This is a genomic window from Paractinoplanes deccanensis (assembly GCF_016862115.1).
Taxonomy (GTDB): Bacteria; Actinomycetota; Actinomycetes; order Mycobacteriales; family Micromonosporaceae; genus Actinoplanes; species Actinoplanes deccanensis.
Genome location: NZ_BOMI01000061.1, coordinates 30,422 through 44,024, shown reverse-complemented (window position 1 = coordinate 44,024; position 13,603 = coordinate 30,422). Strand labels below are relative to the sequence as shown.

The window sequence follows — 13,603 nt, the reverse complement described above, 5'->3', positions numbered from 1 at the left end:
CTGAACGCCTAGGGACTGCCGAAGTGCGGGGCGGAGAAGGACTCCGTGCCGAGGACGCTCAGCAGCGCCAGGGCCTCGGTGCTGGGTGACCCGGGCGGCGCGGTGTAGAGCACGAGGTGCTGGTCGCGGTCGGTCAGGGCGAGCACGTCGCAGTCGACGGTGATGTCGCCGACCGTGGGGTGGCGGAAGGTCTTGGTGAGCATCGCGGCGCCCTGGACGTCGTGCCGCTCCCAGAGGCGGGCGAAGTCGGCGCTGCCGCCGCGCAGGTCGTCGACGAGGCCGGACACCTCGGGGTCGGTGGGGTAGCGGGCCAGCGTCGCGCGGAGCTGCTTGACCACGTGGTGGCGGAACTCGGTGGCGTCGGAGACCCCGTACAGCAAAGGATCGGGGTCGAGGAACGCTCGGCGGGCGAGGTTGCGCTCCCGCGGCGGCCGCTCGGCGAAGTCCTCCATGAGCGCGGCGGCCAGGTCGTTCCAGGCGAGCACCTCGAAGGCGGCGGAGGTGACGAAGCCCGCGGTCTGCGGGAGCCGTTCGAGCAGGGTGAGGATGCTCGGGCGTACGTCGCGGCGGTGCAGGCCGGTGCGGGCCGGCGCGGTGCCCGCCAGGACGTGCAGGTGGTCGGACTCGGCATCGGTGAGGCGCAGCGCGGCCGCGATGCCGGCGAGCACCTCGGCCGACGGGCGGGGCGCACGGCCCTGTTCGAGGCGGACGTAGTACTCCGTCGAGATGTGGGCGAGCACCGCCACCTCTTCGCGGCGCAGCCCGGGGGTGCGGCGCCGCGGTCCCGAGGGCAGGCCGGCGTCCTGCGGGCGGAGCCGTTCACGCCGGCTGCGAAGGAAGGCTCCGAGCTCCTGCTTGTCCATGGATCAAGTGTGCGCTGCCCGGCGGAGGACGTCCCGCCCACCACCGGCGGGACAGCAGCGCGGCCAGGGCGGCGCCCGCGGCGTTGAGCAGCACGTCGTCCACCGAGGACACGCGGTCGAGGCGCAGCGCGTACTGAAGAAGCTCCACCACGATCGATCCGGCCGCCCCGAGGGCCAGCACGCGCGGCACGGACGCCAGCACGGCGTACCGCATCGGCCCGAAGAACCCGAGGGCCGCGAAGACCAGCAGGTTCCCGGCGATCTGCACCGTCGCCGTCACCGGAGAGCCCGCCAGGATCGTGGTCAGATCGCGCAGCGGTACGAGGTTCACGCGCGCGTGGTCGTGCCCGGCGCCGCCGTTGGGCAACAGGATCATCCACACCCACGGCACGGTCCCGTAGACGATGCCCACCTCGGCGAGGGCCGTCCGCCACTGCCCGCGACGGCGCGCCAGGGCCCAGGCCGCGAGCGCGGCGAGCGGCAACGCGGCCACCGTGACGACGACCACTCCGGTGATCGTGCCGAACCAGCCGTGCCAGCCGCTGAGCATGCGGCGAATGCTAGCGGGGCCCGTAAAGGGGTACAGCCTGTGCCTGCCTACGGGCGCGGGCCGCGGCGAGGCTTGCGGCATGACAGACATGCTGACCGGCAAGGTCGTATTCATCACCGGCGCGAGCCGGGGCATCGGGGCGGCCGCGGCGCGGCTCTTCGCCGAGGAGGGCGCCGCCGTGGTGCTCGCGTCCCGGGGCACGGAGGCGCTGGACCGGATCGTCGAGGAGATCCGCGACAAGGGCGGCGTCGCGGACGCCGTCGCGCTCGACCTGGCCGACCGGGCGAGCGTCCGCGCCGCCGTGGACCGCGCCGGCGAGCTGCACGGGCGGCTGGACGGGGCGTTCAACAACGGCGCGGCCATCCAGCGGCCGGGGCCGCTCGACACGACCAGCGACGAGGACATCGACAACCAGTTCGCGGTGAACTTCCGCGGCCACTGGACCGCCATGAACGCGGAGGCCGAGCTCATGCGGCGCACCGGCGGCGGCGCCATCGTCAACACGTCCAGCATCGGCAGCCGCCGCGCCAATCCCGCGCTGCCCGCCTACGGCGCGATGAAGCGGGCGCTCAACAGCATCACCGAGACCGCCGCCGTCACGTGGGCCCGCGACGGCATCCGGGTCAACGGCATCACCCCGGGCGGCACCGCGACCGAGATGATCGACACGTGGGAGGCGGCGACCCCCGGCGTCGTCGCGCGCATCCACGCCACCACCCCGCTGGGCCGCATGGCCGAGCCGCGGGAGGTCGCCGAGGTGGCCGCGTGGCTGCTCAGCGACCGCGCCTCGGTGGTCACCGGGGCGATCGTCCCGGTCGACGGGGGCGCCGGCGCCTGAGCGGCGCGACCCCGGGGCGGTTTGGGCGTGCGGCGCCGCGCGCGAGAGGATCGACGGTGTGGATCTGCGCGTGACGCTGCTCGGCGGCTTCGAGGTGGCCGCCGACGGCACCGCCGTACCCGTGCCCGGCGCTCGGCTGCGGGGGCTGCTCGTGCGGCTGGCGCTCGCCGGTGGGCGGCCGGTGCCGGTCGACGCGCTGGCCGGGGCGCTCTGGCCCGAGGAGCAGCCGGCCGATCCGGTGAACGCCCTCCAGGCCCTCGTGTCGCGGCTGCGCCGGCTGCTCGGCGGGGCCGGGTCGCTGCCGCAGGCCGAGGGCGGCTACCGGCTCGCGGTGAGCGCCGAGGACGTCGACGCGCTGCGCTTCGAGCGGCTGGCCTCGGACGGGCGCGACAAGCTGCGCGCGGGCGACCCGCACGCCGCGGCGGCGCTGCTCGGCGAGGCCGTGGAGCTGTGGGGTGACCGGGCCGGCGCCGAGCCCGCGCTGATCGCCTCGGTCGCGCCGGCGGTGGCGACCCGGCTGGCGCTCGCCTCGGTGGAGGCGGTCGCGGGGCTCGCCGAGGCCGAGCTGAGAACGGGCCGGGCGGAGGCCGCGGCGGCCCGGCTGACCGCGCTGCTCGCCGGCGATCCGGTGCACGAGCGGGCCGCCGCGCTGCTCATGGAGGCGCTGGCCGCGCAGGGCCGGCAGGCCGAGGCGCTCGCCGTCTACGAGCGGATCCGCGAGGCGCTCGCCGACCGGCTCGGCGCCGATCCGGGCGCGGCGCTGCGCGAGGAGCACCTGCGCCTGCTGCGCTCGGCGCCGGAGACGCGGGTGGAGGTGAAGGGCAACCTGCCCGCGCCGCTGACCAGCTTCGTCGGGCGCGACGACGACCTTCAGCGCGTCGACACGCTGCTCGCCACCGGGCGGCTGGTCACCGTGGTCGGCCCGGGCGGTGCGGGCAAGACGCGGCTCGCGCTGGAGGCGGCCCGGCGCCACCGCCACGAATACCGCGACGGGGCCTGGCTGGTCGACCTCTCGTCGGTGACCGAGCCGGCAAAGGTCGGCGCGGCCGTGGTCGCCTCGATCGGGCTGCGCGGCTCGGCGCTGTTCGACGCCCGGCTGCGCGTCGAGGGCGACGAGCTGGACGTGCTCGCCGACCAGCTCACCGGCCGCGAGCTGCTGCTCGTCGTCGACAACTGCGAACACCTCGTGGACGCGGTCGCCCACCTGCTCGCCGGGCTGCTGCGCCGCTCGGCGGGGCTGCGGGTGCTGGCCACGAGCCGCGAGGCGCTGGCGATCGACGGGGAGGCGCTGGCGCCGCTCGGGCCGCTGGCGCTGCCCGGACCCGAGGCGGACGTGGACGAGGCGCGCCGGACGGCCGCGGTGCGCCTGTTCACCGAGCGCGCTGCCGCCGTACAGCCAGGCTTTGATGTCGACGACGAGACCCTGGGCGGGATCCTCGAGGTGGTGCGGCGCCTCGACGGCATGCCGCTGGCGCTGGAGCTGGCCGCGGCCCGGCTGCGCACGATGACACTGGCCGAGCTCGCCGCCGGGCTGTCCGACCGGTTCCGGCTGCTCACCACCGGCAGCCGCACGGCCTTCCCGCGCCACCGCACCCTGCGGGCGGTCATCGCGTGGAGCTGGGACCTGCTGAGCGAGCACGAGCGTACGGTGGCCCGGCGGGTCTCGATCCTGCCCGGCGGCGTGACGGCGGCCTCGGCCACCGCGGTCTGCGCCGGCACCTCGGTGCCCCCGGACGAGATCCCCGACCTGCTCGCCGCCCTGGTCGACAAGTCGCTGCTCCAGCTGGCGCCGGAGGGCGGCCGCTACCGCATGCTGGAAACCCTGCGCGAGTACGGCATCGAGCAGGGCGGCCTCGGCGACGCCCGCGACCTCGCCGCCCGCTACCTGGCCCGGCTGGTCGCCCGGCACGATCCCGAGCTGCGCGGACCCGGCCAGCTCACCGCCATGCGGGTCATCCGCGCCGAGTACGACAACGCGCTCGCCGCCCTGCGCCACCTCTGCGACACCGGCGACGGGGACGGCGCGGTCGCCCTCGCGCTGGACCTGACCTGGTACTGGCAGATGTTCGGCCGGCACACGGACGCCGTCTACTGGCTCGGCGAGGCGCTGGCGGTGCCGCACCCGGGCGGCCCCGACGTCGAGCGGGACACCGCCGCGGCCATCCTGCTGCTCAACCGGGCCAGCAGCGAGCACGTCACCTTCGAGCAGACCGTCGAGTCGCGCCCGAAGGAGCTGGTGACGCTCACCGAGCGCCTGGTCGCCTATCCGGAGCTGCCGGGCCTGGCCGGTCCGCTCACCGCGATGATGCTCGCCTTCCTGCGCGAGACGCGGGCGTCGATGGCACTGCTCCAGCAGACCATCGACGGCCCGGACGTGTGGCTCGCGGCGCTGGCCCACGTGTTCCGGGCCCAGTTCGCCGAGAACGAGGGCAACCTCGACCAGGTGCGCGCGGACGTCGAGAGCGCGCTGGAGATCTTCGGGCAGGTGGGTGACCGCTGGGGTCTGGCCACCGTGCTGCCCACCCGGGCGATGGTGCGGCAGTACGACGGGGACCTCGACGGCGCGCTGGCCGACCTGCGGCGGGCCCGCTCGCTGGCCCGCGAGTTCGGGTCGCTCAGCCTCACCGACGAGATCTTCATCGACCTGCGCTGGATCGACCTGAACATGCGGCGCGGCGACACCGACCTGGCGATCGCGATGATCGAGGAGGTGCGGGAGCGGGCGCTGCGTGCGGTCTCGCCGGAGTTCCTCATGCTGGTCAACGCGATCGAGGCGGGCCTGTGGGTGCGGCTCGGCGACCTGGACCGGGCGGAGTCGCTGATCGAGCAGGCCGCGAGCGAGGCGGACGAGCGGATCGCGTTCGGCGGGGACCACGGCCGGGCCCTGGCCGGCGGCGTGCGGGCGTCCATCCACATCGAGCGTGGCGACCCGGCCGGCGCCGCGCGGGCGCTGGCCGAGGCGTACGAGGCGGCGCTGGAGACGCAGGACATGCCGGTGATGTCGATGGTGGCCGTGACCGGGGCCCGCCTGGCGGAGCTGTACGGGCGCGAGCGGGACGCGGCCGTGCTGCTCGGCGCGGCGGCCCGGCTGCGCGGCGCCCACGACCGCACCGACCCGCAGATCCGCGAGCTGAGCGCCCGCGCCCGCAAGGCGATCGGCGGCGAAGCGTTCGCGGAGGCGTACAGCAAAGGCTTCGAGCTCGACGGGAAGGCGGCCCTGACGCGCGTCGACCCCGCCCTGCTGGGCCGGCCGGGCCTCCCCCAGCCATGACGGGCCGCCGATAGGGTACGGACATCGATCTTCCCCGGGAGGCGTTGTGCCGTTGTTGCCCGATCTGTCCGCCTGGCTGACGGAAGCGGCCGCCAAGCACGAGGTCCCCGGCGCGGCCGTGGCGGTCGGCGTCGGCGACGACCTCGCCGAGGCGGCCACCGGCGTGCTCAACCGCGACACCGGCGTGGAGACCACCCCGGCGAGCCTCTTCCAGATCGGGTCGGCCGGCAAGGTCTGGACGGCGGCGCTGGTGATGCAGCTGGCCGACGACGGGCTGATCGAGCTGGACCAGCCGGTGCGCCGCTACCTGCCGGATTTCGCGGTCGCTTCCGCGCGGGCGGCCGAGACCGTGACGGTGCGGCAGTTGCTGCTGCACACCGGCGGCTTCGACGGGGACGTCTTCGAGGACACCGGGCGCGGCGACGACGCGCTCGACCGGTACCTGGCGATCCTGCACGACAAGGCGGGCCAGGTCTTCCCGCCGGGCACTCACTTCTCCTACTGCAACTCGGGATACAGCGTCCTCGGCGCGCTGGTCGCGCGGCTGCGCGGCGCGACCTGGGAAACGGTGACGCGTGAGCGGCTGGTCGAGCCGCTGGGCATGCGGCACACCGCGCTGTTCGCCGAGGAGGCGATCCTCTTCCGGGCCGCGGCCGGGCACGTACGGGGCGAGGTCGTCCCGCGGTGGCAGTTTCCCCGCTCGATCGGGCCGGCCGGTGGCGCCCCGGCCGTGGCGCCGCGTGACCTGGTCCGCCTCGGCCGGATGTTCCTCGCCGGCGGGACCGCATCGGACGGGACCCGGCTGCTGTCGGCGGACGCCGTGACCGCCATGACGTCGCCGCAGCTCACCCTGCCGGGGGTGGCCGAGCGCGGCGCCCGGCAGCGCGGGCTCGGCCCGGTCCTGTTCGACTGGGACGGCACGCCCGCCTACGGTCACGACGGCGACACGATCGGCCAGGCGACGCTGTGGCGCGTCGTTCCGGGGCACGATCTCGTCATCGCCGTCGGCGCCAACAGCGCGTCCTCCACCGGCCTCTTCGACGACCTGCTCGACGCGATCGTCGCGGAGGTCACCGGCCGCACCGTGCCGGCCCGGCCGACCCCGCCGGTCACGCCGCCGCGGCCCGGCCCGCAGCGGTACGCGGGCCGGTACGAGTTCCCGCTCGCGGTCTACGACGTCGTCGCCACGGACAGCGGCTTCGACGTGACCTCGCAGGCGCGGGGCATCGCCGCGGCGCTCGACGAGAACCCGGCGACGGACGCCTACGTCCATCTGAGCGGTTCCACCTACATCACCGCGGAACCCGTCGACGGCTCGCATTCCACCCTGACCTTCCTCGACGACGGCCGATACCTCTACGGCGGCCGGGTGGCGGCGCGGGTGAGCGGGGCTCTCCCCGGGCCCCGCTCACAACCAGTGCCTCAGGCGCGGCGGGCGTAGCCGCGCAGCGCCAGCGGGACGAAGACCACCAGCAGCCCGGCCATCCAGGCCAGCGTGACCAGCAGGTGGCTCGCGACCGGGCCGCCGAGGAGCAGGCCGCGGATGGTGGAGACCAGCGGGGTGATCGGGTTGACGTGCACGAAGGCCTGGAGCCAGCCGGGCAGCGTGTCCGTCGCGACGAACACGTTGCTGCCGAACGACAGCGGGAAGACCAGCAGGAACATCAGGCCCTGCACGGCGCCCGGCGTGCGGACCAGCATGCCGACCCAGACCGAGATCCAGCAGAAGCACAGCCCGAACGCGATGCTGAGCGCGACCGCGGCAACCGCCGGCACAAAGCCCGTCTCGACCCGGAAGCCCATCAGCATGCCGAAGGCGAGCATGACCACGCAGACGGTCAGGTAGCGGACGACGTCGGCGGCGACCGCACCGACCAGCGGCGCCGAGCGGGCCACCGGCAGCGAGCGGAACCGGTCGAAGACGCCCTTCTCGATGTCGGCGTTGAGGTTCTGGCCGAGCGCGATGCCGCCCATCGCCAGCGACTGCGCCAGCATGCCGGGCAGCAGGAACTGCAGGTACTCGCCGCGGTTGCCGCCGGAGATGGCGCCGCCGAACAGGTAGGTGAACAGCAGCAGGAAGATCACCGGCTGGAGCGTGACGTCGAGCAGCGCCTCCGGCGTCCGCATCGTCTTGATCAAACTTCGGCGCGCGAGCGCGACGCTGTGCCGGGCGAGGGCGGCGATCGAACCGCCGCGGGGCTTGTCGAGGACGGGGGCGGGAGCGGTGAGCGTGGTCATACCAGTTCTTCCTTCTGCGCTTCTTCGTTCTGGGTGGTCAGGGCGTGGAACACCTCGTCGAGGCTGGGTAGGTGCAGGCCCAGGTCCACGACCTCGATGCCTTCGTGGCGCAGGGCGGGCACCGCCTCGTCCAGAGCCGTGTCGTCGGTGACCGGCACGGACACCGCACCGGGGCGGGCGCCCGCGGAGGAGTCCGGCGCGGCGGACGTGCCCGGCGCGGCGACCTTGTCGAGCACGCGCAGCGCGTCCGGCACCCGCTGCGGGTCGGCCGGGCGCACGCGCAGGGTCAGGCCGCCGACGAGCCGCTTGAGCCCGTCCGGGGTGTCGTGCGCGATCACCCGCCCCTTGTTGATCACCACGATCTCGTCGGCGAGCGCATCCGCCTCCTCCAGGTACTGCGTGGTCAGCAGCACGCTGGCGCCCTGGGTGACCTGGTTGCGCACGACGCCCCACATGTCCTCGCGCTTGGCCGGGTCGAGGCCGGTGGTCGGCTCGTCCAGGAAGATCACCTCGGGGTGGCCGACCAGGCTCGCCGCCAGGTCGAGGCGGCGCCGCATGCCACCGGAATAGGTCTTGGCCATCCGGCCGGCGGCCTCGGCGAGGTCGAACCATTCGAGCAGCTCGGCCGCGCGGCGCTTCGCCTCCTTGCCGGGCAGGTCCAGCAGCTGCCCGATCAGCACCAGGTTCTGGGTGCCGGTCAGGTCCTCGTCCACGCTCGCGTACTGCCCGGTCAGGCCGATACGCCGGCGGACCCGCTGCGGCTCGCGCAGCACGTCGATGCCGGCCACCTCCGCATGGCCGGAGTCCGGGCGCAGCAGGGTGGCCAGCACCCGCACGGCGGTCGTCTTGCCGGCGCCGTTGGGCCCCAGCACGCCGAGCACCGTGCCGCGGCGCATCGCGAGGTCCACCCCGTCGAGCGCCTGTGTCTTACCGAATCGCTTGCGGAGTCCCTCCGCACGCACAACGAAATCGCTCATGCCCCCGAGCGTCGCGCCCGGCGCTGACACGACGCCCACACGGCGCTGACACGGCGCTGACCGTCAGCCCCAGACCTCGTCAGCGGTCTCGACGATGAGCCGGAGCTTGGCGACCTCTTCCTCGTACGTCAGAGCGTTGCCCTCGACGGTCGAGGAGAACCCGCACTGCGGCGACAGGCACAACTGCTCCAGCGGTACGTAGCGAGCGGCCTCGTCGATGCGGCGCTTGAGCGTGTCCTTCGACTCGAGCGCGCCCCGCTTGGTGGTGACCAGCCCCAGCACCACCATCTTGCCCGGCGGTACGAACCGCAGCGGCGCGAAGGTGCCCGAGCGCTCGTCGTCGTACTCCAGGAAGAACCCGTCGACGGCGAGCTCGCTGAACAGCGCCTCGGCGACGAAGTCGTACCCGCCCTCGGCCGCCCACGACGACCGGAAGTTGCCCCGGCACATGTGGGTGGTGACGGCCAGCCCGTCCGGCCGCCCCGCGAGCGCCGCGTTGATCTGCCGGATGTAGCGCAGATGCTGGTGCTCGGCGTCGTCCCCGCGCTCGGTGAGCAGCCGGCGCTGCGCCGGATCGTTCAGATAGGCGAAGCTCGTGTCGTCGAGCTGCAGGTAGCGGCACCCCAGCTCGGCGACCCGCTTCACCTGCTCCTTGTACGCGGCGGACAGGTCGGCCCAGAACCGCTCCTCGTCGGGATAGACGGCCGGATCGATCGCCGCCCGCCCGCCCCGGTAGTGCACCATGCTCGGCGAGGGGATCGTCAGCTTGGCCGTGACGCCCTCGCCGACCGTGTCGCGCAGGAACGTGAAGTCGTCTCCGAAGATCGTCTCGTTCAGCCGCACGGGCGCGTCGATGGCGAGCGCGGCCGACTCGAAGTCGAGCTCACCCTCGGCGTTGCGGAAATGCACCTGGATCTTCTCGTCGGTGGGCCGCACCCCGCCCAGCCGATAGATGAAGTCCATGTGCCACGACGTACGCCGGAACTCCCCGTCGGTGGCCGACCGCAGGCCGACATCCCGCTGCATCCGGACGACGTCCCGGATCGCCTCGTCCTCGACGGCCCGCAACTCCTCGGCCCCCAGCTCCCCGACGGCCCGCCGTTCCCTGGCCTCGAGCAGCTTCGGCGGCCGCAGAAGACTCCCGACATGATCGGCTCGGAACGGCGGCGTGTCGCGCAGTGTCATCGCCTGGTCCTCCTTCGGTCCGCTCCCGGCTCCCGGATGCTGCCAACGTAACGCCTCGATCGACATCTGGCGATGCCCTCAGCCGAGCGCCGCGGTCAGCTCCCTGCGCGACGCGATGCCGAGCTTGGTGTAGATCTTGCGCAGGTGCCATTCGACAGTGCGCGGGCTGAGGAACAGCGACCCGGCGATCTCGACGTTGGTGCGGCCCTGCACGGCCAGTCCGGCGATCGTGCCCTCCTGCGGGGTCAGGCTTTCGCCGGTACGCGGATCGGCCACCCGCCGCGAGATTGTCGCCCCGCCGCCCGTCGCCGCGAGCTCCCGGCAGGCCCGCTCGGCGAAGCCCTCGGCGCCCATCGCCCGGAACGCCTCGTACGCCGTCCGCAGGTGCACCCGGGCCTCGGAGCGGCGCCCGGCCCGGCGCAGCCACTCGCCGAAGAGCAGGTGGGCCCGGTGGCCCTCCAGCGCCGTCGAGGACGCCGACAGGTCCTCGACCGCGTCCCGGAAGCGTTCCTCCGCCCGCTCGCGCGGCCCGGCCAGCGCGTCGGCGAGCGCGCGCAGGCCCCGCGCCCACGGTGTGCCGAGGCCGTGCGTCCAGCGGGTCAGCGATTCGCGGGCGCCGGCCGCCGTCGCGGGCTCACCCGCGTACGTGGCCGCCTCGACCAGCTCGAGCAGGCCCCACTGGCGCAGCCCGAGGTCGGGGTGCGCGGCGCTGTCGCGGGCGGCCTCCAGCGCGGCCCGGTGGTTGCCGAGTCCGTTGTGGAGCACCGCCTTGGCGTGTGCGGCGATCGTGTGCCGGCGGCCGTCGTCCCACGCGGCGGCGTCGCGCAGGCTCGCCTCGATGAGGTCGAGGGCTTCCTGCTCGCGGCCCCGGTAGGCGGCGAGCACCAGGCCGGTCGGCTGCATCACCGATCCGCCGGTGAGCCGGACGACCGCGTCGGCCTCGTCGAGCAGCCGGGCGGCGTCGGCGAGGCGCCCCGCGTACAGCAGGCTCCTGGATCTCAGCGCGAGGGCCGTCGGCAGCAGCGAGAGCGAGCCGGTGTCGCGGGCGAACGCGACCGCCCGCTCGCTCATCCGGTCGGCGTCGGCCATGCGGTGCAGCTCGTGCGCGACCGGGGAGGCCAGCCAGACCAGGGCGATGTCCTCCGGCTCGGTCATCGCGTCGAGCGCCCGGCCGAGCAGCGGCAGGGCCGCGTCCCGCCCGTCGAGGGCCCAGCCGACCAGGCCGGCGAGCAGCAGGTCGCGAAACGACTCCCCGATGACCGCGTCTCTCGCCTGCTCGGCCGTGCGGCGCAGGTCGTCGCCGCCGAGGCGGCCGGCGTAGAGGGCGGCGCCGACCGCCGACAGGTAGGTGTCGCGCGCCGCCACGGGGTCGAGGCTCCGCAGCCGGCCGGCCGCGGCGAGCAGCGCCGGTCCCGCCTCGCGGCCGTGCGTGACGGCGAAGGAGACCTGGGCGCGCAGGCGTTCGGCCTGGGCCCGTTCGAGGTCGCTCAGCGGGCCGATCTCCGCGGCGGCCAGCAGGTCGGGGACGAGGGCGTACGACCCCGCGTGCGCGCGGGTGCCGGCGGCGGCCACGAGCAGCGCGCCCCGGCGCCGCTGGTCGCTGGTCAGCTCGGCGGCGCGCTCCAGGAAGGCCGCGGCGGCCGAGCGGCCGCCGCGCGCGAGGGCCCGCCCGGCGGACCGTTCCAGCTCGGCGGCCACCTCCTGGTCGGGCCCGGCGGTGGCGTGCGCGCGGTGCCAGGCCCGGCGGTCCGGGTCGCGCTCCGCGTCGGTGACCTCGGCGAGCACCCGGTGCGCCTCGCGCAGCTCGGACAGGTCGGCGGAGCGCCAGGCGGCCGAGCGCACGAGCGGATGCGCGAACCGTACCGCCGTACCGATCTCGATCAGACCGTCGATCTCGGCGGGCGCGGCCGCATCCGGCCCGGCGCCCATCCGCTCCAGCGCGCGCCGCAGCAGCAGCACGTCGCCGACCGGCTCCACGGCCGCGGTGATCAGCACTTTCCGCGTCTCGGCGGGCAGCGCGGCGATGCGCCGCCGGAAGCCCTGCTCGACGCGGCTCTCCAGCGGCGCCGTGCCGCATCCGCCGAAGCCGAACGCCAGCTCGGCCGGGGACAGACCGCGCGTCAGCTCCAGCAGAGCGAGCGGGTTGCCCCGCGTCTCGGCGAGGATCCGGTCCCGTACGCGGGAGTCGACCGGCCCGGTCAGCACCGAGTCGAGCAGCGCCCGGGCGTCCGGCTCCGGCAGCCCCTCGACGCGCAGCTCGGGCAGGTCGGTAAGGATCGGCTCGCCGGACGGGTCGCGGGCGGCGAAGACCAGACCGAGCGCCTCGCTCTCCAGCCGGCGCGCGACGAACGCCAGGATCAGGCCCGACAGCCGGTCGAGCCACTGCACATCGTCGACCAGGCACACCACGGGCTGCCGGCGGGCGGCCCCGGCCAGCAGCCCGAGCGTCGCCATGCCGAGCACGAGCAGCTCGGGCGTCTCCCCCGCGCGCTGCCCGAAGGCCACGCTCAGCGCCGCCCGCTGCGGCTCCGGCAGCCGGTCGAGGTCGCCGAGCAGCGGCGCGCACAGCTGCTGGAGGGCCGAGCAGGCGATCTCCGACTCGCATTCCACGCCGGACGCGCGCAGCACCCGCACGCCGTCGGCCGACCCGGCCAGGTGGTGCAGCAGCGCCGTCTTGCCCGCGCCGGCCTCGCCGCGCAGCACCAGCGCCCGGCTGTGCCCGTCGCGCACCTCCCGCAGCAGACGATCGAGCTCGCGCTGCTCCCGCTGACGGCCCCGCAGCTCGGGCCCGCCCGTTTTGACCAGCATCATGTCAACATCCTCGGCAAACCGGCGGATCCGCGCATCGAGGCCAGCCCGACTCCCGCGCTACCGGCTAACCGGTAGCGGTTGCCCGGCGGCGCTACCGTGCTCTTGTTCCGGCACGCTCGCCCGGCAGGCGTGGCTGCTGCGCCGCTACCCGCACCGTCCCGGCGAGCCGCCTCGCGGCGGCGACGGCGATAAGGCAAGATCACGGGGTGCTAGCGGATGAGGGCCTCGACACGTCGACATTGAACGAGCGGCAACGCCAGATCCTCTCCGTGATCCAGAAGTGGGCGCTGCGGCACGGCTACTCCCCGTCGACCCGCGAGATCGCCGACGCGATCGGCCTGGCCTCCACCTCGACGGTCAGCCGCCACCTGCGCGTCCTGGAGGAGTACGGCTTCCTGCGCCGCGGCCGAGCCACCCGCCCGGTCGACGTCCGCATGTTCCTGCGGCCCGCCCCGCACCAGCGCACCGAGACGACGACGGTGGGCGTGCCGGTCCTCGGCGACATCGCCGCCGGCACCCCGATCCTCGCCGAGCAGAACTCCGACGAGGTGATCCCGCTCCCCCGCGACCTGGTCGGCCGCGGCACCCTCTTCGGCCTCCGCGTCCGCGGCGACTCCATGATCGACGCCGCCATCTGCGACGGCGACCTGGTCATCGTCAAACACCAGCAGGAGGCCTACAACGGCGACATCGTGGCCGCCATGATCGACGACGAGGCCACCGTCAAGGTCTACCGCCGCCGCGCCGGCCATGTGATCCTCGAGCCCCGCAACCCGGCCTACGACACCATCGACGGCGACCGCGCCGTCATCCTCGGCAAGGTCGTGTCCGTCCTGCGCCGCACCTGAGCCGCCGAGGGCCTGATCACGT

10 protein-coding genes are annotated in these 13,603 nt (G+C 74.5%); 4 read left to right on the top strand and 6 right to left on the bottom strand.

Annotated elements, in window-relative coordinates:
• Window positions 1-8: 8 nt before the first annotated feature.
• Both Ade02nite_RS16015 and Ade02nite_RS16010 read right to left on the bottom strand, forming a co-directional pair.
• Entirely contained in the window at window positions 9-863 is an 855-nt protein-coding gene (locus Ade02nite_RS16015) for a helix-turn-helix transcriptional regulator (RefSeq protein WP_203763049.1), read from the bottom strand.
• A complete protein-coding gene (locus tag Ade02nite_RS16010) occupies window positions 820-1,413 on the bottom strand; it encodes a VanZ family protein (protein WP_203763046.1) in 594 nt (197 codons plus the stop codon). The genes Ade02nite_RS16015 and Ade02nite_RS16010 overlap by 44 nt, the downstream gene beginning before the upstream one ends.
• A 79-nt stretch (window positions 1,414-1,492) precedes the next feature.
• Between Ade02nite_RS16010 and Ade02nite_RS16005 the strand changes: the two genes are divergently transcribed.
• Genes Ade02nite_RS16005 through Ade02nite_RS15995 form a run of 3 tightly spaced genes read left to right on the top strand, consistent with a single transcriptional unit; the run spans window position 1,493 to window position 6,963 of the window.
• Window positions 1,493-2,251 carry an SDR family NAD(P)-dependent oxidoreductase gene (locus Ade02nite_RS16005; protein WP_203763043.1) on the top strand — a complete coding sequence of 253 codons (759 nt, stop codon included), beginning with the start codon at window positions 1,493-1,495 and terminating at the stop codon, window positions 2,249-2,251.
• A gap of 58 nt (window positions 2,252-2,309) precedes the next feature.
• Entirely contained in the window at window positions 2,310-5,522 is a 3,213-nt protein-coding gene (locus tag Ade02nite_RS16000; RefSeq protein WP_239168792.1) for an ATP-binding protein, read from the top strand.
• Window positions 5,523-5,568: 46 nt separating this feature from the next.
• Window positions 5,569-6,963, top strand: coding sequence for a serine hydrolase domain-containing protein (locus tag Ade02nite_RS15995; RefSeq protein ID WP_239168791.1), 1,395 nt, complete (start codon window positions 5,569-5,571; stop codon window positions 6,961-6,963).
• On the opposite strand, the gene Ade02nite_RS15990 is transcribed toward Ade02nite_RS15995, so the two are convergent.
• The 4 genes from Ade02nite_RS15990 to Ade02nite_RS15975 all read right to left on the bottom strand — a co-directional run bounded on the left by Ade02nite_RS15990 (window position 6,945) and on the right by Ade02nite_RS15975 (window position 12,733).
• The gene (locus tag Ade02nite_RS15990; RefSeq protein ID WP_203763040.1) at window positions 6,945-7,760 is read right to left on the bottom strand and encodes an ABC transporter permease; all 816 of its coding nucleotides are present in this window, start codon (window positions 7,758-7,760) and stop codon (window positions 6,945-6,947) included. The two genes, Ade02nite_RS15995 and Ade02nite_RS15990, sit on opposite strands and share 19 nt — an antisense overlap.
• Complete coding sequence (locus Ade02nite_RS15985; protein WP_203763037.1) at window positions 7,757-8,737, bottom strand: ATP-binding cassette domain-containing protein; 981 nt, start codon at window positions 8,735-8,737, stop codon at window positions 7,757-7,759. The genes Ade02nite_RS15990 and Ade02nite_RS15985 overlap by 4 nt, the downstream gene beginning before the upstream one ends.
• A 63-nt stretch (window positions 8,738-8,800) precedes the next feature.
• The gene (locus tag Ade02nite_RS15980) at window positions 8,801-9,922 is read right to left on the bottom strand and encodes a 5-methyltetrahydropteroyltriglutamate--homocysteine S-methyltransferase (RefSeq protein ID WP_203763035.1); all 1,122 of its coding nucleotides are present in this window, start codon (window positions 9,920-9,922) and stop codon (window positions 8,801-8,803) included.
• Window positions 9,923-10,000: 78 nt separating this feature from the next.
• Window positions 10,001-12,733 (bottom strand): helix-turn-helix transcriptional regulator, encoded by a 2,733-nt coding sequence (locus tag Ade02nite_RS15975; protein WP_239168790.1) that lies wholly within the window; start codon window positions 12,731-12,733, stop codon window positions 10,001-10,003.
• A gap of 206 nt (window positions 12,734-12,939) precedes the next feature.
• Between Ade02nite_RS15975 and lexA the strand changes: the two genes are divergently transcribed.
• Window positions 12,940-13,581, top strand: coding sequence for a transcriptional repressor LexA (gene lexA / locus Ade02nite_RS15970; RefSeq protein WP_203763032.1), 642 nt, complete (start codon window positions 12,940-12,942; stop codon window positions 13,579-13,581).
• The last annotated feature ends 22 nt before the right edge of the window (window positions 13,582-13,603 follow it).